This is a genomic window from Endozoicomonas sp. ALB032, from assembly GCF_049310125.1.
Lineage (GTDB): Bacteria > Pseudomonadota > Gammaproteobacteria > Pseudomonadales > Endozoicomonadaceae > Endozoicomonas_A.
The window spans coordinates 6,588,738-6,609,743 of sequence record NZ_JBLYNW010000001.1 but is presented as its reverse complement, the minus strand read 5'-3'; the positions used below and the strand labels follow the sequence as shown (position 1 = coordinate 6,609,743).

Genomic DNA, 21,006 nt, shown 5'->3' with positions numbered 1-21,006 from the left:
TCAGGAATACATGGACTCGTAAAAAATGCCCAAAATTTGAATGATCGTCCACTGCCTTTCCTTCAAACCAACCACATGTTCCTCCTGATTATTGACCGTTAATACACTAAGCCCCTGAAAACAGAAAAATACCCATCTTGCTGTTGGGTTCTGGCAGGGCTTTTTTTTCTGGTCTGGAAATACACGACTTTGCTTTTTCAGTTCCTGCCTGATTCTGTGCTGGATAGCAGCATAGACCATCAGGCACAGAGTCATCACCATTAACAGGGCTTCAATACGTTCCGCTTTCTTCAAATAGAGCGAAGAGACCAGAAAGTCCGGGCTCTTCAGGAACCGAAAGCCGCCTTCAACTTTTTGTTGCGACTTATAGATAGACAACAGCTCAGAGGCATTCAAACTATTTTTATCCAGCTCATTGGTGCTTAGGATAAAACAACCCAGTGAGGCCTCTGCATGCTCCCTCTTCTCGCAGGAAACAAAGCATTCAGCCTGCACAAAGTACTCGAAGTGATCAGGCTTGCTATCCGGCGATGGTCTTCCTTTGCCCGAATAGCAGGGTTTACAGATAACCTCAGGCTCTGTTTCGCTTTGGCAAAGTTTCGATTGTTTCTGCCACAAGGCAAAAGCCTTCAATGCATCGTCCCGGCACAAAAAGGCCTTTTTGCTCAGCTTCTCCAGATCACGGGCCTCTTTCAATGACTGTTTTTGCATCTTTCGGGTCAGTGTTTTCCGTTCACTAAGCCCGCGCTTTTTGTTGAGAAACAGGAACCATCGTTGTTGAACCCCTCCGTAGCAGGAAGGCACTTCAGCTGAGTAATAATCTTCATAGCCTTCAACAGGCTCCAGCGACATGGTTGGCGCTTTGCAGACCAGCTCCTTTGCCTCCTTGATGTTCAGGGGTACCCGGGAGATAAACAGCTGCTTTTGCTCATCAAGCGACTGAAGGGTTTCTGCAACATACATGGCAGCATCAGCAACCAGATAGCGGCTATTCAAAGCAGCCTTAAAACATGACAGATGATTTTTGATAATTTCCTGAAAACAGGTTTTGTCGTTTACATTACCGCTGGCAGGGGCCATAAACACAGGGATGCCCGCCTGGTTTTCAGTCATTAACTGTAAGACTACCTGGTTCAGGTCAGGCCGGTGGTCACGGCTGTAACCTTGGCAGATATGAATACAGTTCAAGTCGTCTGGATTGTCATGACTGTTATAGACTCCATCCATATGAAAGCTGGTGCCATCCAGATTTAATGCCTTGCAAGGAAGTTTCAGATGATTGACGACCTTGACGGCCAGATTGAGATACAAGTCGCTAACACCAGCGTCGTACAAACTGTCGAGAGCCCGACCAAGTACCTTATCGTTCAAGTGTTCAGCCTGTATACCTTCCCCGATAAGGCGGTCAATCGGCTTATCCTCAAAAAACTCAGGGAGCATGTATAGAGTTTGCCCCGTAAAGCCCAAGCCATTGATGATCATTGCAACTACAGCTTGTCCAATAGTGACATTACGAACATCGGAGTCATTTGTGATACGGGCATCAATGTATTCGGCTATCTTTAACTCCCGACACATAGCGGCAACCAAGCCAAGGTGGTTGAGGTTCTTAGACTGGTATTGAGCTTGAGACATGTTGGTGTACCTGAATGTCTGTTTATTTCTTTGACAACAGATTTTAGGCAAATATCAATCGGTGTGGTGAAAGGCAGTTTGATATTACTGCTCATTAAAATACTCAATTCTTAATTCTGACAGTCATACCGGCCTTTTGAACATTGCTGGTTCTGTACTTCAACATCAGAAGTGAAACAGGACATCCATATAACCGCCTTTCACCACCCCTATCAGGAATACATGGACTCGTAAAAAATGCCCAAAATTTGAACGATCGTCCACTGCCTTTCCTTCAAGCCAATCACATGTTCCTCCTGATTATTGACCGTTAATACACTAAGCCCCTGGAAACAGAAAAATACCCATCTTGCTGTTGGGTTCTGGCAGGGCTTTTTTTTCTGGTCTGGAAATACACGACTTTGCTTTTTCAGTTCCTGCCTGATTCTGTGCTGGATAGCAGCATAGAGCATCAGGCACAGAGTCATCACCATTAACCCATACCTCCCCTGAAAAACTGACACCACCCGACACCACCCCAACCAAGGCAAACCCACCAGAAAGTGATATGCTCAATGCAGGAAGCGTTCCTGTAGAGGTGGTAGTCTACCTCAGTCTCAGGAGCCATTGCCTCTGCCGCCGCAAAAAGTGGATAACAAAATGATACAGGCGTTTGAGTTTAATAACCTCGGGCCGCTGGAAAAGGGCACCGCAGAAAACCTTGGTCAGATCAACCTGATTATCGGGCCTAACAGCTCTGGCAAAACCTGGCTGATGAAGGCGCTCTACGCCGCCGTGCGCACTCTGGAAGAAACCGGACGGGGCGATGATCGCCGCTCAGCATCCGAGGTATTGAGTGAAAAGCTCTACTGGACGTTTCAACCGGATAAACTTGGGGATATTGTCACCAAAGGGAAAAGCAAAAAACTTTCAGCCTCCGTAACCCTGAAAGACCTGCCGCCGATGTAGAAATTTCAGAGCGTCGCAGTGCCAATTCAATTTTTTTGCCTCCCAAGGAAGTGCTGTCGCTGGATAAAATTATTTTCCAGTTGGCCTATCAGGATCGGGTGTTCGGCTTTGATAGCACCTACTCTGATCTGGTTGTCGCCTTGCAGAAACAGATGCCCGCCGACAAATCCAATTCAGCCCTCTCTCAAACCAGCCAGCAGCTTGAGTCAATGTTTGATGGCGATCGTATCGAGTATGATCGCCAGCGCAGTGAATGGTTTTACAAGCATAAAAAAGCTCGCTACTCCATCAATGCCACGGCTGAAGGCGTGAAGAAGATTGGTATTCTGGATACTTTAATCCGCAACGGATTCCTCACAGAAAATTCCATAATCTTTATCGACGAACCTGAGTCAGCATTGCACCCGACAGCCATTACCAAGCTGTTTAATATTATTGATGCCCTTGCCAGACTGGGCGTACAGTTTTTCATCGCCAGCCACTCCTATTTTGTGGTGAAAAAGCTTTACATCATGGCGCAGCGGGAAGAGATGGACATCCCGGTCATGATTTGCAACGATGGGCAGTGGCAGCAAACCTCTCTGAATGAGGGTATGCCGGATAACGAAATCATCAACGAATCCATCCGACTGTTTGAGCAGGAAATAGGGGTAGCCTGATCTTGGAGTTTACAGAATCCGGTTTGTCGTTCCATTTTGAGGATGACCGTTGTTACCGTATTGAGAACGCTCAGGGAGCCATTGGCGTTGGTGAAGGGATAAAAAAGGCCGAGTTTCTTTACATCGACGCTGGTAATAACTTATGGGTGTTGGAAGAAGTGAAACAGGACATCCATATAACCGCCTTTCACCACCCCTATCATGAAAGAGTGAAACAGGACATCCAAGAAGAGTGAAACAGGACATCCAAGTAAAACAGGACATCCATATAAAAAATAAAATACAGCCCATAAACCGTGACCCCATGACTCAGCTGGTCAGCAGCAAGTTAACTCTGAACATGAAGCGGGCCTGTGAACAAGCATGTCCAGCGTTCAAGGACTTCATCACGCGTTCACTCCTGGGCAGGTTGCTGGTTGATATGCAATACAACTTGGCAGTAGTTCGACATAACGGCATAGGCACAGACTTCAATTGAAAAGACAGAGATTAGCTCCCTCAACTTGTCTACTACCCACTGACGACGATGCTCGTATTTTTTGCCAGTCAGATTAACTTCACCACATAGATGAGCCCTGCGAACACACCATGCCACACAGTGTCATTAAAGCGACGAGCCGTTGATCTATCAGGCAGCTTTGAGCTCGGGTCATAACTCCTCCTGTTTGAAAAACTCAGGGACAGGAAGAAAGATCGTAGCTGAACTCGTCGATTAGTCGAATTTTATGGATGTCCTTATTTTTCTCCCATCAAGCTTCGATGCCAGGGTGCTTGTTCTTCTACATAGTTTTTGATCCGCTGGGTTTTTTTCTCTCTCCGAGCCTGGACATCATTGCTCACTGCGCTAATCGCCAGTTCAGCGGCAGACACTTCAATCTCTGACTGGGCAATCCCAAAGTCTAAGTCACTGTCTTTCTTTTCCTTTTGAAAATCAAAACCACCACGCTCCAGGGAAACGTGTTAGTCAAGATACTCACCAGAAACATAGACTTTGATAATAAAGTTTCTGTCTGTTTTTTCCTTACCCATCGCTTTTTGATAGAACTCATCAATAAATTCTGGAATATAGTTGTGTAAAGAGTTCACTGTAACTTCGCGACGATGTGCAACCAGACTGACTTTACTGGTTTTTTCCCTTGGAGAGTAAAGGGACCCACAGGGCCTGAAAGCATGGGAACCAGAGTTTTGCAACACCCTCCATCATGAAGGCACTTCAGCCAAGTAATCTCACTTCTGCTCAGTTTCAGACTGAGCGCCTGAGTCTACAGTCAGAAAGCTTGGTTGAGAGATACCTCTGTTATCATGAACAGGAACTATCTGATCATAACCCTGTCGCCACTTGTAGAAGGCTCCCAGAGTGTAGGAGTAAGGAATGCTTTCTGCATGGGAAAATGACCATTCAGGCACATTTTCCCTGAAGTATTTCTCCCAGCTATTCTCGAATAGCTTCATGGTGCGATCCCGGCGTTCACGGAACTGCAGGTAATTTTCGTGTCGGGTCCAGCCGTGCGTACTGTTGCTTGCTTTAACACGGTTTGCATAGTCTTCATCGGTTTCAGTGAAGCGTTGAGGCGAAGCAACAGCGGTACGTTTCCCATATTCATCGTCTGTTTCGCCCATGCCTATCCAGCGATTAATTTTGTCCAGACTGCGACCCAAAGGTCCACCCAGCCATTGAGTGAGCATCTTGTTGTCGTTCATAAAGAAGTCGAAAGTAAGACTCGACGCCAGCGCGAATGCGAATGTTTGGGTATAGGTAAACCCTGATAAAAGGCTATGGACGTATGCACCGGCAGTGGTTACCGGACCCAGCACCAGACCGGCTGCGGCGGAGGCCAGCGTTTTCACTGTTTGTGGTGTCACCCTGTGCAGCAGCGGTACCTGAATCCCTTGTCGGGAACCCATGGATTTCACTATTTCCGGCACCAGACGGAAAATGCTGCGATACATTTGAGGGTTGGCGTTGTGCTGTCTGGCAAACAACATAGAGCCGGTTCTCAGCAGAATGACTGCAGAAGCGGCCTTGCCCAGTGGCATGGCCAGTCCGCCCAATTCAGAGATTTGTTCAATTCTGCTGTGGTAGGCATATTGGCTGGTTCGGTCAAGATCAGCACCGTAGCCTTGCAACCAGTGCTGGAAAGGTGTGAGCATTCTGTGCAAATAATCGCCCCTGTTGGTCAGGTCCAGAAGATAAAGAAACGACATGTTTGACAGGGACAGCCCGGCAGCCTGCCAGGCGCTACGATCTACCAGAAGCGGTTTGTAGCTGGAGTAGTACCAGGTGACAGCCTGTACCAGAAAGGCTGAAGGTTTGACCCAGTAATCCTTTAGCTGCTGCTCAACCGCTGCGGCATGGGCCTGCATCAATGTGTCATGGATAGCCTTGATCAGTTCTGATTCAGATATTCCAACAGCATTGGCATAAGGTGTCAGGGTATCCTGAACGTTGGCCAGGAATGCTGCTGTTCTACGGCCATTGTCAAAGGCAATATCGTCAAGCACATAATTGGCGATAACAGCAACTGCATACTCTTTCATGCCAGCAACCGACTCTTTCATACCTGTCGGACCATTGGCAGTCAGGGTCTCAGGAGTCAAGACAGCCTGCATGAACTCCTCAACACCCTTGTCGGACAGCATTTGTACAACCCTTTTGAACTCAGGCACCCTGATGCCGTGTTTATAATCAAGGAAGTGCTCAAATTCATCCACTGTCTGATAACCGTCGACCCCTCTGACGGCTTTCATGTAGTTCTCAAGTTCAACCTTACTGATCAGACCTTCACGCAGCAGAGCTATGATCTTGTTGCCACTGGCAGAATGGGCAGCGAAATATTCCGAGAAGCCTTTCTGGTCCTTTGGTTCATGCTCGACGAAGTGAAGGGCTGTTTTACCCATGCTGTAAATTTCGTCGTCGTATTCTTGTGCTCCGGTTTTTATCTCGTTTCTGGCTCTGTGCACCAGAATCTGAACTTCTTCCAGGGCCGTCAGAGAACTCGTTTTCAGGCGCTTGAAGAGTTCCACAAGTCGACTGGCCTGGGCAAACGTCAGTTCGTCACCCACCAGTGCCTGCATGCGAATCGGTGCAAATTCGTTGTCAAAATCGAAACTTGTAAGACTGGGTATTGTGTTACCGCTTTTTACTGCTGATTCTGCCAGAGCAAATGCGGCTTCCAGAGCTTGTTTATTGAGAGCGTGCTGCTGCGCGAATGTCTGGATAGCGTCCCGAACTTCTGCCTGTTTCGGCGTGCACTGGAAGGGACCAGGATTATTTTCGACGGCTTTCCCGGCATTACTCAGGACTTCCTTCATTTTCTCAATGTCTGATTCCCTGGTTCTAATCTCACCTTCCAGACAGGCCTGTTCCCGTACCGTCAGCTTACGTTCAGCTTCTTCTAATACTCGTTTCGCGATGGCCAGCTCACGCTCGAGAACGTATCGGGGTTTAGGTCCCAGGCGCGCTATTTGCCTGTCAAGCTCATTCTCAATGAATGAGATACGCTCATTAACATCAGGCCGACCCCCTCTGAAAGCAGCTTCATTAAGCTGTAAGAGTTTTTCTGTAATCAGACTGTTCTGTTCCTCAACAGAGGCATGAACTTTAAAGTCTTCGATGTTGAGTTGATGAGCCAGTTCATTGTTTCTGAGTCTTTTGACACTTTCATCTTCATAGTTTTCGTTTACCTTATCCATCAGTACAAAAGTTTTGATACATAGATCACGCCTGCGCTGAAACAGGCTGAGATCCTTTTCAAATTCTACCCCCAGATCATCGGCCAGCTTAGCCGTTAAAGCCATGCCTTTTTCCATAGCAGTAAAGCTTTTATAAGGGTCGATTTTTAGCTCTTCTTCTATAGTCATTAGATAAAATGCCTGTTTTACTTCGGCTCGCTTATCCGACTCTTCGACTTTAAAGGTAAGACGCTCACGAATATTGTCGAGTCTGACCCTGGCCACCATCTTCTCCGAAGCTGTGCTGCCATCTTCCCAAAGGACTTTATCCATCTGATCCAGCATGTATTCCGAAATCGCATCGCCAGCAAGTTTTATACGAACCAGGTCTAATCTTGCAGTTTTGTCATCACCTTCATTGATTTTGATGTTGAATAATTCTTCGAAGGTTTCCAGTATCTTCAGGGCCTCTTCCTCCGACCTTTGTCTGGCTTCTTTGATGTGGGTCTGCATAACATCAGAAATCGCCCGGCGTCGGAGATAGGCATCGTCCTCTACAGAGAAGAGATCCATCTTCAGGGCTCTTTCCACGGTTTTGAGTTTCTCAAGTACTTCAGGCATGGCTTTGGGGGGGGCGGGGTTTCTGATGTCATCCAGTTCTTTTTTCAGCTCTACAAGCTCGAAGAGCTTGGCATTGACTGTTGATTCCAGAAGGTCACGGCTTTCTGGTGTGTTGTCTGGACTCAGCTCTTTACCAAGTACCGCTGCCAGAGCATCTTTTCTGGCCCTGGTGTAAGAATTCTCCAAATATTGTTGATTGCTCAATTTCTGAGTTTTCTCAGCCAAAGACTCATGATTCTCGTACATGATGTCTTCGTAACTCTCCATTGTCTTAAGTTTTTGAAGCAGAAATTGTTCTTGGACAGCCATTGTCTTAATTCTTTGGAGCAAGCATTTTTGCTGAAAGTCAATATCTGCATCGACATCAAAATCCTCAACATTTAAATGTACGGCAAAGGTTTTATATTGGCTTTTTATTGCAGCCACTGTGCTGGTGGCCAGAAGATGCCGTTGTAACCGATCAAGAATGGCCTGGCGACGTGCTACCAGATCAGCTTCGTTATCTGGTGCCAGATTGAGCTGACTTTCAATGCGCGCCAGTTTCAGGCAGACTGCGTCATCAGAAGGGTCTGGCATTTGTTGCATATGCTGTTGAATGGTCTGATAGCGGGTATCCGGATCGTTTTCATCCACCGGGGTAATACCGAACTGGCCTTCAATGACGGCCAGTTCTGCAGTCAGAGTTTCCTGACTGGATCTTCCTGCTGCCATCCATTGTTTGATTTCATGAATTTTCTTTCTGATGAGCCTGGCTTGTTCTTCTGGTGGCTGGGCATCATCCCAGTTATCAATACCAAGCTCTGCGGCCATTTGAGTGTTAACTGCGTTTGTGGCTTCTGACCTGATATTACGAACTTGTTTTTCCAGCTCCGGGATTCGTTGAACTTGCTGCAGAATTTTCAGTTCCTGATTTTCCAGATCTTCCAGCTCGATTTGAACCCTTGCAAGCTCCTCCTCAACTTCCCGATAGCGCCGCTGTGCTCTCAGTTTTTCCTTCTGACTGACATTCGCTCTCTGGGTTGTGCGCCGTAAGTTGTTATGAAGTTGGACGAGTTCCTCTTCTTCTGCCTGTAGCTCCTCCAGTTTTTCAAGCAGCTGTCTGGTCATATCTCTTATGACTTTGGCAGCAAACTTTTTGTCGTTTCCACGAGAACCGGTCTGCACCTGGTTGATATCGTTGATAACGGGTACAGAATTCTGAATATTCCTAGCAAAATGAGGGTTAATCAGAAGGTTTCTGAGTACAGGTTTGAAACCGAAGTGTTTTACCAGTTGAGTATGCACCCAGGGTGAGGTGATGACCGACGAAGCGACTCTTATGTGTTCCAGTGTGAATTCAAATTCACTGGCAAAAATCGTATAATCGGGAGTCGCACTGGCTAATGCCTGCTGGAGATATTCGTAGTAAACAAGCGCATGCATTGCCGGTTTGTCTTCGTTTGTGAGCGTCGTCGGCAGCTCAGCACCGTGTCGCGCAACAAACTCCTCCAGTATTGCCATCTGCATGCTTCGAATGGCGTACCGGTAGCTTTTGGCCTTATATTTTTTAACCTGTGTTACCAATGCGGCGGCGTGGGTATGACCCTCAACTTCATTCCATAGCTCATAGAGGTTTTCTACATAAACGATTTCATGGGGGTCCAGCTTCTGTCCATGGAAAACAATCATCTTCCCCGGAACTTCTGCGACTTCCAGCTTTGGATAACCCGCAGGCACAGGATAAACCTGCTTGTCATCCACGACATGTACAACGTAGCCGACGGGTTTGCTGTGTGCTAACAGTTTATTAAGAGCCTGCTGTTGTAACTCCTCTCCCAGGACATGAACCTGGATATAGGCAGAGGTGGCAGCTGCCAGGAGAACATCGTCATTGACAAAGAGTGATTGACCCAGGCGCCGCAGTTCAGGGGGCTGATCTTTCGAAGCGATATGACGCATGAAGGTGCGCCCGTTCACTGCAACTTTTTCTACTTCAATGGTGGCAAGGGCAACATAGTGATCGCTGGTGCCGAGATTTCCTGTTCTGTCATAGACAGTATTCAGCAAATCATTGAGTCGAAAGGGGTTGGCGATTTTCGTTAAGGGCTCTAAAGATTGGGCTCCGTGAAGTGGCCAGGGAAATCCAGCACGAACCGCCTCAACGGAATCCTGATCGGTCATTCCGGCCCTGACTTCAATGACCAGTTCCTTTCCTTCAAGGTTATGGGTGAACCTGAAGACTCCCTCATCACCTACCTTCAGTACTTTGGTGTATTTCTGAGCCACGTCATTCTCGTCTGTTTCAAACAGATCAACAATGGACATGACGCCATCAACAAAAGAAAGAACTTGTGTAAAGCTTACAGCAGGAAGGACCTGGTTCTCCTTGTCTGCAGCCAGGGCAATGTAGGTGGTTGTACAGGATTTGGGTATTGGCTGCTGGTCAGGGTCTAAAGTTGGCCGAACCATGGCTTCACTATGGGTAAACTCCATATGTCCATTGACCAGAATATTGATAGATTTTGTCCGCAGCTTCCGATCGGCCAGTGTCTGTGTGGCAATGATCGAAGAGCTGATTACAATAGCTACTGCAAGGCTTAATGCCCTGGGGCGAGCATTCGTCATTCCAATACCTCAGAGGTCTGTGGGCTCAGAAGGAGAGGCTTGATTGCGGGGCATTTGTTTTTTCATGAACAGGCGCTTTCTCATTATCGCTCTTTTATCATTGGTAAAAGGCTCCAGGAGTGTAAGAGTATGGAATGCTTTCTGCGTGGGAAAACGACCATTTAGGTACATTTTCCTTAAAGTATTTCTCCCAGCCATTCTCAGACATCTTCATGGTGCGATCACGGCGTTCACGAAACTGCAGGTAATTTTCATGTAGAGTCCAGCCATACATCATGTTGCCTGCTTTAACACGGTTGGCATAGGCCTCATCGGTTTCATTGAAGCGTTGAGGCGTGGCAATAACCGTACGTTTCACATATTCATCCTGCGTTTCACCGATGCCTCGCCAGCGATTAATCCTGTCAAGAGTGCGGCCCATAGGACCACCCAGCCATTGAGTGAGCATCTTGTTGTCGTTCATAAAGAAGTCGAAAGTGAGACTCGACGCCAGGGCGAATCCGAAGGTTTGAGCATAGGTAAAACCGGATAAAAAACCATGGGCGTATGTTCCGAAGGTGGCTACCGGTCCCAGCACAAGACCGACCGTGGCAGAAGCCAGAGTTTTTACTTTTTGTGGTGTCACCTTATGCAGCACAGGTACCTGAACCCCTTTCCCGGAACCCATGGAATTGACTAGTTCGGGCACCAGACGGGAAATGCTGCGATACATCTGCGGGTTGGCGTTGTACTGTCGGGCAAACAACATGGAGCCGGTTTTCAGCAAAATGACGGAGGAAGCGGCTTTACCCAATGGCATGGCCAGCCCACCCACTTCAGAGATTGTTTCAATTTCGCTGTGATAGGCATATTGCCCGGTTCGGTCGAGATCAACACCGTAGTCTTCCAGCCAGTGCTGAAAAGGTATGAGCATTCTGTGCGCGTAATCCCCCCTGTTGGTCAGATCCAGAAGATAGAGGAACGCCATGTTTGACAGGGACAGCGCGGAAGCCTGCCCGGCGGTACGAGTCGCCAGTAGTGGTTTGTAGCTGGAGAAGTACCAGGTGACAGCCTGTACCAGAAAGGCCGAAGGTTTGACCCAGTAATCATTGAGCTGCTGTACGACCGCTGTGGCATGAGCCTGCATCAATGTGTCATGGACAGCTTTGATCAGTTCTGATTCAGAGAGTCCGGCAGCATTGGCGTAAGGTGTCAGGGTATCCTGAACATCGGCCAGAAACGCTGCCGTCCTGCGGCCATTGTCAAAGGCAATATCGTCAAGAACATAGTTGGCGATGACAGCAACTGCGTACTCTTTCATGTCGGCAACAGAAGCTTTTATACCCGCCGCGCCAGCCACCGTCACAGGGTTAAAGGCACTTTCCAGGAATTCATCAATCCCCCTGTCGGACAGCATCCGGATGACCTTCCTGAACTTAGGCACCTTGACGCCGTGTTGGTAACCAAGGAAATGTTCAAATTCGTCCACTGTCTGATAACCGTCGGCGCCTTTGACGGCCTTTATGTAGTTCTCAAGTTCAATCTTGCTGATCACGCCTTCACGCAGCAGAGTTATGATCTTGTTACCACTGGCAGAATGGGTAGCGAAGTATTCCGAGAAATCTTTCGGTTTCCCTGGTGCATCTTTGACTAAGTGAATGGCTGTTTTGGCCATGTCGTTAATTTCGTTGTTGTATTGTTGAGACCCGGTTTTCATCTCTTTTCTGGCCCTGTTTGCCAGAGTCTGGACTTCTTCCAGAACATTCAAAGGCCAATCTGCAACAGGTTCGGAAGGGCATTCCGGGAAGTTTGTTTTCAAACTCGTGAAGAATTCCACAATTCGACTGGCCTGACCGAACGTCAGATCATCTCCAGCCAACGCCTGCAAGCGAATTGGCGCAAATTCATCGTCAAAATTGAGCTTTTTAAGGAGGTGTATTTTCTCAGGGTTTTTTGCTGCTAATTCTGCCAGACCCAATGCGGCTTGCAGAGCTTGTTTCTTGAGAGGGTGCTGCTGCATGAAGGTGTGCATATCGGTCAGAACTTTTAACTGCCCCGGCGTGTACTGGCAGTGACTACCCTCATTTTCGAGAGCTTTCTCTGTAGCCCCCAGGGCTTCCTTTAACCTCTCAATATCTGCTTGCCTGGTTTCAATCTCCTCTTCCAGGCGGGCCTGTTCCTGAGTCAGTTGTTGGATATAGCCGCCAGTACCATCATCACCGCCCAGCTCTGCCTGCCTGTTTCTCAGGGCATTAACCCGGTATTCATTGGTGTCAGTGGCGTCTGGTTTAAGACCGATGAGTCTTTCCATCGAGTCAAGACGGGCTTCAAGATCCGTCAGGTCCTCTTCTGCTTTTGCTACAGCCTTACTTTTCTGCTCCAGGGCTTTATTCAGCTGAACTATTTCTTTCTTGTATACGATTTCAGTCTTCTCATCGGTGTTTTCAAAACGCTTAATTTCCTCTTTCTTAAGTTCCAGATTCTCTCGTGCATTCCTCTCTTCAAGCAGTGCACTGGTCACCTGCCTGTTTTTCTTGTCGTGACGACGCAGGAATTGTTTGACTTGAATGTACTTTGCCTTGGCCAGAGGCAGTTCACCCAATGGTTCAGCAACTTTATCATCTTGGTCTTGATCATTATTATCTGGATTGCTCCGAAAGATAAAAAAGTAATCATCATCTTCCCGAAAACTTTCGACATCTCCTTTCATCTCGAGGTTCGTATTTGTTTTGGCTCCCAGTTGCTCAATGATTTCATTCCGTGTCGCTTTACTGTATCTCCCCAGGAAATGCATGATGTCCTCAATTCGCCCAGCAGGTCTTTGTTCATCACCTGCAGCCAGGCCAAGGCCGGTCTGCAATTGTTTCATTGCCTTAGTTAAAAGCGTGTCGTCTTCATCGGAGATATGTTGGACGTCAGCACGGTTCCCCGCAAATAACACATTTTTGCCACGAATTTCATTCAGTTTGCGATGAACATCATTCAGCTCGCTTTCAGCTTCTTTTAATGCTTGACTGGCCATGGCCAGATCACGATCAAGGACGAATCGAGGCTTAGGTCCCAGGCGCGCCATTTGCCTGTCAAGCTCTTCATTAATGGCTGCGATACGCTCATGAACGTCGGGCTGATCTACTTTTAAAACGATTTCATGCAGATATTGGAGAGTTTCTTTAATGAGATTGGACTGAACATCCACAGCGGCATCGTCTTTATAGTTCCCAATGCCAAGGCGATGTGCAATCTCGTTATTTCTGGTTCTTATAATACCTTCGTTATCGTAGAGTTCGTCTAGCTGATAAATCAGTGCCTGAATTTTGGCTGCCATAACTTCCTTCTGTTCATTCAGGCTGGCATCTTTTTCAAATTCTATTTCTAGAGCATCGGCCAGTGTAGCAATGAAAGTCTGGCTTGCTTTTTTAGCAGCAACGTTTTTACTTGTGTCGATACCCAGCTCGTCTTCTAGAGTTTCAAGCATCCTTGTCTGTTGATGTAAGGCTCGATGACCGGCGCCTTCGATATAAAAGACAAGACGCTTACCAAGCCTCCGAATTTTATCTTTCCAGTATTCGTTCTCAGGTATGAAGTCTTCTTGCCTGAAGGCATGCTCTATATGATCCAGTTTTTTTTCGGTGATGTCATCGCTGACAAGTTTTGTAAGAATTCTGTGAAGTCGTTTTTCGTTGTGATCGCCTTCATTGACCTCGATCCCGAGGATTCCTTCGGCGTTTTTCAGTAACTCCAGTGCCTCTTCCTCTGTCCGCTGTCTGGCTTTTGTGATGAATGTCTGAATTTCTTCAGAAATGGCCTGACGACGACTGTACTCATCGTCTTCTCTATCGAGGACATCCATGTCCAGGGCTGCTTCCAGAGCACTCAGTTTATGAAGTACTTCAGGCTTTAATTCGGGGGGATTTTCCACACCTGCAAGTCTGTCGACCCCGCGCCTAGTGTCTTCTGACAGTACCTGACGGTCTTCTAACGTGTTGCGTTCACTCAGTGCAAGACTAAGAACCTCCCTCACGGAATCTTTCCTTAATTTGACGAAAGCTTCGTCCTCAGTGACTTGAGCATTCAGGGTCTGAATGCTCTGAATCAGGCGCTCTTGTTGAGCGTCAATATCTGCATTGCTATCAAAATCCTGAATGTTTAAATGTTCGGCAAGAGCTGCAAAGCGGGCTCTGATTTCAGCTGATTTTTCAGTCTCTGTGCTGGTGCTTTGTTGCCTCTCTGTCACCAGTGCCAGTTTCTCCGGGTCGGACAGGTCTGTCTGTTGTTGCCGATACTGTTGAATGGAGTGAGCGTTGGCAACCGCTCTGTGCATGTCGTTAATTTTCTCCAGGAGACGAATGGCTTGCTCATCCGGTGACCAGGTATCATCCCAGTCATCTATGCCAAGCAGTATTGCCATTTCAGAGTTGTAAACACTTCTGGCATCACGGACTAGTTGTTCCGGCTGGTCGTCGACCTCAGTCAGCTGTCGGTCCATGTTGTTGGCGGAACTGACGACAGTGGGTATATAGCTCAGCATCTTCTGAACAGAATGCTGATCAGTCAGAAGATCTCTGAGTACAGGTTTGAAGCTGAAGTATTTTAAGAGTTGGTCCTGCATCCAGGCTGGCGTGATCACTGACGAAGCAGCTTTGATGTGTTCCAGTGTGAACTCAAATTTATGTGTTTGATCCGGAGTCGCACTGCTCAATGCCTGCTGCAGAGATTCATAGTTGGCAAGCGCAAGCGCCGTCAATTTATCTTCCTGTGCAAGCGTCATTTGATCTTTGTTAACTCCGGCTTCGTGCCGTACAACAAACTCTTCCAGTACTGCCAACTGCCTGCTTCGAATGACGTATCGGTAGCTATTGACCTTATGTTCTTGAATCTCTGTTGTTACTTTATGAACGGGGTCATTACCCTCAGCTTCTTTCAGGAGGTTATTGAAGGTTTCTACAAAAGCGATATCGGTCGCGCTCTGTTTCTGACCATGGAAAACAATAACCTCTCCGGGGGCCTCGGTCACTTCGAGTTTTGGATAACCGGCAGGCACAGAGTAAGTCTGCATGTTATCCTCGACGTGTACTATATATCCGACGGGTTTATGGTATGACAGCAGCTTGTTGAGAGCTTCCTGTTGTAACTCTCCTGCCAGTATATGAACCTGTATATAGGCAGAGGTGGCCGCCGCTAGGAGAACCTCATCATTGACAAAGAGCGATTGTCCCAGACGCTCCGGTTCTGGAGGCCGTTCACCCCCCGAGATAAGCCGCATGAAGGTACGCCCACTGACATCAACCTTGTCTACTTCAATAGTGGCAAGGGCAACATAGTGATCACTCGAGCCGAGGTTTCCTGCCCTCTCATCAACGCTTTCCAGCACTGCTAACATCTGTGTGGGTCTGGCGATTTTCGTTAAAGGTTCCAGGGATTTCATGTCAGCCCATTGAGAAAGAACCATCTCAACAGAGTCCTGATCGGTCATTCCGCCTCTGACTTCAATGACCAGTTTCTTTTCTTCAAGGTTATGGCTGAACCTGAAGACTCCCTCATCTCCCACCTTGAGGACTTTGGTGTATTTCTGAGCAACGTCATTCTCGCCGGTTTCAAACAGATCAACACTGGAAACATGACAATCGAAATCAGAAAGAATGTCTGTAAAGCCTCCGGCAGGGCTGACATAGCCCACTCTGAGTCCAGAGAAATCAGGATCAGGGTAGGTAGTTGTAAAGGATTTAGGTATTGGCTGCTGGTTATCATCTAAAGTTGGCCGAACTATGACCTCACTTTGGGTAAACTCCACATGTCGGTCGCCCTGAATATCAACAGATTTTGTCTGCAACCTGCGGTCGGCCAGTGCCTGTGTAGCAATGATGGAAGAATTGATTGCAATCGCCATTGCGAGGCTTAATGCACTGGGGTAAGCATTTGTCATTCTACTACCTCTAACAAAGCATCCAAAGTGTAGGAGTAAGGAATACTTTCTGCATGGGAGAATGACCATTTCGGCACATTTTCCCTGAAGTATTTCTCCCAGCCATTGTCAAACGGCTTCATGGTGCGATCCCGGCGTTCTCGGAACTGCAAATAGTTTTCGTGTCGAGTCCAGCCATGCATCGTGTTGTTTGCTTTAACACGGTTTGCATATTCTTCATCGGTTTCATTGAAGCGTTGAGGCGTGGCAATAGCCGAACGTTTCACATATTCATCGTCGGTTTCGCCGATGCCTCGCCAGCGATTTATCCTGTCAATACTCCGGCCCAGAGGTCCGCCCAGCCATTGAGTGAGCATCTTGTTGTCGTTCATAAAGAAGTCGAAAGTAAGACTCGATGCCAGTGCGAATCCGAATGTTTGAGCATAGGTAAACCCGGATACAAGGCCGTGAACGTATGCTCCGATAGTGGCTACTGGACCGAGCACCAGACCGGCTGTAGCAGAGGCCAGTTGTTTTACTTTTTGCGGTGTCAGCCTGTGCACCAGTGGCACCTGAACCCCTTGCCCGGAACCCATGGATTTCACTGTTTCGGGTACCAGGCGGGAAATGCTGCGATATCTGTAAGGATTGGCGTTGCGCTGTCTGGCAAAGAGCATGGAGCCGGTTCTTAGCAGAATGACTGAGGAAGCGGCTTTAGCCAATGGCATGGCCAGTCCGCCCACTTCAGAGACTTGTTCAACTGCACTGTGGCAGGCATATTGAACGGTTCGGTCAAGATCAACACCATAGCGTTCCAGCCAATGCTGGAAAGGTGTCAATATCCTGTGCGTATAATCGCCCCTGTTGGTCAGATCCAGAAGATAGAGGAACGACATATTCAAGAGGTGCAGTTCGGCAGCCTGCCGGGCACTGTAGGTCACCAGCAGGGGTTTGTAGTTGGAAAAGTACCAGGTCACAGCCTGTATCAGGAAGGCTGAAGGTTTGACCCAGTAATCCTTTAGCTGCTGCTCAACCGCTGCGACATGAGCCTGCATCAAGTTGTCATGGATAGTCTGGATCAGTTCTGATTCAGATATTCCGGCAGCATTGGCATAAGGTGTCAGGGTATCCTGAACATGAGTCAGGAAAGCTGCCGTCCTGCGGCCATTGTCAAAGGCAATATCGTCAAGAACATAGTTGGCGATGACTGCAGCAGCGTACTCTTTCATGCCGGTAACAGACTCTTTCAGAGCCGTCGGGTCAGCCCCGGTCACAGGAGTAATGGCACTCTCTATGAATTTCTCAACGTCTTTGTCAGACAGCATCCGTAAGGCGGCCTTGAAGTGAGTCAACTGGACGCCGTGTTTGTAGCCAAGGAAGTGTTCAAATTCATCCACTGTCTTATAATTATCGACTCTCCTGATGGCCTTTATGTAGTTCTCAAGTTCAACCTTGCTGATCAGTCCTTCATGCAGCAGAGCCATGATCTTTTTACCGCTGGCAGAATGTCTGGCGAAGTATTCCGTGAAGCTATTCAGGTCACCTGATTTATGATCAACGTAGTGAATGGCGGTTTTGCCCATGTTGTGAATTTCTTCGTCGTATTGTTCAGGCCCTTTCTGTATCTCATTCCTGGCCCTTTGCACCAGCGACCGGATTTTTTCCAGAACATTCTGTGACTGATCCTCCATAAGCTCGGGAGAAGGTTCCGGGAAGCTGGTTTTAAAGCTCCTGAAAACGGCCACAATCCGGCTGGCCTGGGCAAACGTCAGTTCATCGCCGACCAGTCCCTGCAAGCGAACCGGTGCCAATTCATTGTCAAAATCGAAACTCGTAAGGCAGGGTATTGCCTTACCGCTTTTTGCTGCTGATTGTGCCAGACCCATTGCGGCTTCCAGAGCCTGTTTCCTGAGAGAGTGCTGCTGCACGAAGGCGTGCATATCGGCCCGAACTTTTTCCTGTCTTGGCGTGAACTGGAAGGGGCCGCCGTCATTTTCGATGGCTTCCACTGCAGACTTCAGGACTTCTTTCATTCTCTCAACGTCTGCTTTTCTGGCTTCAACTTCAGCTTCCAGGCGGGTCTTTTCCTGAGTCAGTTGCTGGCTCATCTTGCTGCCAGTACCACCATTACCGCCCGCTTGTGTCTGTCTTTTTCCCGGGGCCTTAACCGGTTGTTCACTGCTATCAGTAGTGTCCAGTTCAAGATCCACGGCTTCTTCAATGGTGCTAAGAGTGGGTTGTTGCGAGATACGTCGGAGGTAGGCACGGGTCCCGGTAAATACAAGTTGTTTGATGCGCATAACATCCAGTTTTTGATGAGCAGTTTTCAGCTCATTTTCAGCTTCTTCCAATAAGCGCCTGGCTGTGGCTAACTCACGATCAAGAGCGTATCGGGGTTTAGATCCCAGGCGAGCCATTTGCTTGTCAAGCTCGTCCTCTATAGCCGCAATGCGCTCATTAACATCAAGCTTGCCCGCCCCGAGAACTTCTTTACGCAGCTGTGTGAGTTTTTCTTTAATAAGACTGATCTGGTCGTCAATAGTGGCATGATCCTGATAGTCTTCAATGTTGAGTTGATGGGCTATTTCATTGTTTCTGTCTCTTTTGATACTTTCATTTTCATAGACATCTGAGACTTCATCAGTGAGTGCCCAAACTTTGGCTAATAGAATATGCTTCTTGTCAGAGAGGTTGATATCCTTTTCAAACTCCACCTGCAGATCATTGGCCAGTCTGGCAGTCAGAGTTTTGCCTTTTTCTATAGCGGCATCGCTTTTATAAGGGTAGATCTCCAGCTCATCTTCTACAGACGAAAGATAATAGGTCTGTTGTTCTTTGGCTCGTTGTTCCCATTCTTCGACTTTAAAAGTAAGACGCCCATGAATCGAGTTGAGTCTGACATCCCTTCCTTCCAGATCTTCCGGGGCTGTGCTGAAATCCTCCCAGAGGATTTTGTCCATCTTATCCAGGTCGTCAGCTGAGACATCTCCGCTATCAAGCTTTTTATAAACCCTCTCAAGTCTTGCTGCTTGGTCATCACCTTCATTGATTTCGATGTTGAACATTTTTTCTATGCTTGCCAGTATGTTCAGGGCCTTTTCCTCTGAACGCTCTCTGGCTTCTCTGATGTATTTCTGTATGTCTTCAGAAATGATCTGTTGATGGAGATACTCATCGTCTTCACAACTGAGGCGGTCGTCCTCAAGGGCTCTTACCACGGCTTTCAGTTTATTGAGTACTTCAGGCCTGGCTTTGCGGTGGCCTGGGGTTTGGGTTATTGTTTCTTCCGGCTTTTCAAGCTCATTCCCGTCTTCCCAACAGGGACTTCGTGCTTTCTGTTTTTCCTTATCACCGGCGTCGGCTCTTTCCGTTTCGTGCTGCAACTGACTTTTAAGCTGGGAGAGCCTGGCCTCTGAGATCTGTAGCTGTTCTCGCCTGCTGTCCAGTTTAATATGCTCTTTGGCCATGTCACTCAGGACTTTGGCAGCAAACTGTTCGTCTTCGTAAAAAAAATCGGCCATTAAATGGGAGTAGACAGGTATGGTATTGAGAATATTCTGAACAAAATGCTGGTTAGTCAGAAGATTTCTAAGTGCGGGTTTGAAACTGAAGTGCTCTGAGAGTTGAATCTTCAACCAGGTTGGCGTCATGACCGACGAAGCAATTCTGAAGTGTTCCAGTGCGAACTGAAATCCCTCTGCCTGATCTGAAGTAGCACTGGTCAATGCCTGCTGGAGAGATTCGTAGTAGGCCAGCGTAATCAGTTGACTTTCGTCAAGGTCGGCAGCAGCCAACTGAGCAGCAATCTTTTCCAGCACTGCTATCTGCCTGCTTCGAATGACGTACTGATAGCTTTTGACTTTATGTTTATTAACCCGGGCTGTTGCAGGAGCCGGGTGATTAGCCCCAGTTTGTGCCTGGGGTTTATAGAGGTTTTCTACAAAAGCGACATCATCCGGACTCTGCATCTGACCATGAAAAACAATCACTTCCCCCGGAGCTTCTGTCACTTCCAACTTTGGATAACCGGCAGGCACAGGATAAACCTGTGTGTCATCCTCGACGTGTACAACATATCCGACGGGTTTGCTGTGTGCCAGCAGTTCATTAAGCGCCTCCTGTTGTAAATCCTCCTGCAGGACATGAACCTGAATATAGGCAGAGGTAGCTGCTGCCAGGAGAACATCATCATTGACAAAGAGTGATTGACCCAGACGTTGCAGTTCAGGAGGCTTATTACCTGCGACGAGAGGACGCATGAAGGTACGCCTGTTCACTTCAACTTCTTCTACTTCGATGGTGGCAAGGGGTACGTAGTGATCACTCGCGCCGAGCTTTCCTGCCCTGATACTGGCTGCTTCGAGCACATTAGCCAGTCTTCCGGGCCCGGCAATTTTCGTCAGCGGTTCTAATGGTTCGATGCCAGGAAAACGATCACGCACAGTCTCAAGGGTGTCCTGATCGGTCATTCCGCCTCTGACTTCAATGACCAGTTCTTTTTCGTTAAGGCTATGGGTGAACTTGAAGACTTCCTCATCACCTACCTTCAGGACTTTGGTGTATTTCTGAGCAACATCATTCTCGCCTGTTGCAAACAGGTCGACGCTGGAAACGTCAGCACTGATGGCAGAAAGAATGTTTGTAAAGCCATCAGAAGGAACGATATAGCCCTCTCTGGCTGGCGTCAGATCCGGGTAGGTGGTGGTAAAGGATTTGGGTATTGGCTGCCGGTCTTCAGCTAAAGTTGGCTGAACCCTGACCTCACTCCGGGTAAACTCCACTTGTCCATCTTTCACAATATCGATAGATTTTGTCAGCAGCCTGCGCTCGGCCATTGCCTGTGTAACGATAATGGAAGAGCTGACTGCAAGGGCCACAGCAAGACTGAATGCATTACGGCGGGCATCTGTCATTCTATTACCTCAGAGCTGAGTACCGTGAAAAGCGATTTTCACACCGGGAGAGGTAGCGATTTTTAATCGCTCA

General features: G+C 47.8%; 8 protein-coding genes and 1 pseudogene. 3 read left to right on the top strand and 6 right to left on the bottom strand.

The annotated features are described in order from the left end of the window. Together ACO6VG_RS24130 and ACO6VG_RS24125 are read right to left on the bottom strand one after the other, a co-directional pair. Nucleotides 1-1,635: an IS1634 family transposase gene (locus ACO6VG_RS24130; protein WP_422476027.1), complete on the bottom strand. Its 1,635-nt coding sequence runs from the start codon at nt 1,633-1,635 to the stop codon at nt 1-3. Nucleotides 1,636-1,847: 212 nt separating this feature from the next. Then, nucleotides 1,848-2,111: pseudogene (locus ACO6VG_RS24125) on the bottom strand (IS1634 family transposase); the annotation flags it as partial. 163 nt (nt 2,112-2,274) lie between these two features. Between ACO6VG_RS24125 and ACO6VG_RS24120 the strand changes: the two are divergent. The 3 genes from ACO6VG_RS24120 to ACO6VG_RS24110 are packed head-to-tail and all read left to right on the top strand — an operon-like array spanning nt 2,275 to nt 3,478. Continuing rightward, nucleotides 2,275-2,583, top strand: coding sequence for a hypothetical protein (locus ACO6VG_RS24120; protein ID WP_422476025.1), 309 nt, complete (start codon nt 2,275-2,277; stop codon nt 2,581-2,583). A gap of 35 nt (nt 2,584-2,618) precedes the next feature. Further along, nucleotides 2,619-3,242 (top strand): AAA family ATPase, encoded by a 624-nt coding sequence (locus tag ACO6VG_RS24115; RefSeq protein WP_422476023.1) that lies wholly within the window; start codon nt 2,619-2,621, stop codon nt 3,240-3,242. A 2-nt stretch (nt 3,243-3,244) separates the two neighbouring features. Then, nucleotides 3,245-3,478, top strand: a complete 234-nt coding sequence (locus ACO6VG_RS24110) for a hypothetical protein (RefSeq protein ID WP_422476021.1) — start codon at nt 3,245-3,247, stop codon at nt 3,476-3,478. A 724-nt stretch (nt 3,479-4,202) separates the two neighbouring features. Here ACO6VG_RS24110 and ACO6VG_RS24105 read toward each other — a convergent pair. The 4 genes from ACO6VG_RS24105 to ACO6VG_RS24090 all read right to left on the bottom strand — a co-directional run bounded on the left by ACO6VG_RS24105 (nt 4,203) and on the right by ACO6VG_RS24090 (nt 20,933). Next, nucleotides 4,203-4,436: a hypothetical protein gene (locus tag ACO6VG_RS24105; RefSeq protein WP_422476019.1), complete on the bottom strand. Its 234-nt coding sequence runs from the start codon at nt 4,434-4,436 to the stop codon at nt 4,203-4,205. Between the two features lie 33 nt (nt 4,437-4,469). Next, a complete protein-coding gene (locus ACO6VG_RS24100; protein ID WP_422476017.1) occupies nt 4,470-10,139 on the bottom strand; it encodes a hypothetical protein in 5,670 nt (1,889 codons plus the stop codon). A gap of 97 nt (nt 10,140-10,236) precedes the next feature. Continuing rightward, nucleotides 10,237-16,041 (bottom strand): hypothetical protein, encoded by a 5,805-nt coding sequence (locus tag ACO6VG_RS24095; RefSeq protein ID WP_422476015.1) that lies wholly within the window; start codon nt 16,039-16,041, stop codon nt 10,237-10,239. After that, nucleotides 16,038-20,933 carry a hypothetical protein gene (locus ACO6VG_RS24090; protein ID WP_422476013.1) on the bottom strand — a complete coding sequence of 1,632 codons (4,896 nt, stop codon included), beginning with the start codon at nt 20,931-20,933 and terminating at the stop codon, nt 16,038-16,040. Before ACO6VG_RS24090 ends, ACO6VG_RS24095 begins: the two co-directional genes overlap by 4 nt. Nucleotides 20,934-21,006: the final 73 nt, after the last annotated feature.

Excerpts from the sequence above, each read along its gene's own strand:
- ACO6VG_RS24095 (WP_422476015.1), bottom strand. The coding sequence starts at position 16,041 with ATGACAAATGCTTACCCCAGTGCATTAAGCCTCGCAATGGCGATTGCA.
- ACO6VG_RS24090 (WP_422476013.1), bottom strand. The coding sequence starts at position 20,933 with ATGACAGATGCCCGCCGTAATGCATTCAGTCTTGCTGTGGCCCTTGCA.
- ACO6VG_RS24130 (WP_422476027.1), bottom strand. The coding sequence starts at position 1,635 with ATGTCTCAAGCTCAATACCAGTCTAAGAACCTCAACCACCTTGGCTTG.
- ACO6VG_RS24120 (WP_422476025.1), top strand. The coding sequence starts at position 2,275 with ATGATACAGGCGTTTGAGTTTAATAACCTCGGGCCGCTGGAAAAGGGC.
- ACO6VG_RS24100 (WP_422476017.1), bottom strand. The coding sequence starts at position 10,139 with ATGACGAATGCTCGCCCCAGGGCATTAAGCCTTGCAGTAGCTATTGTA.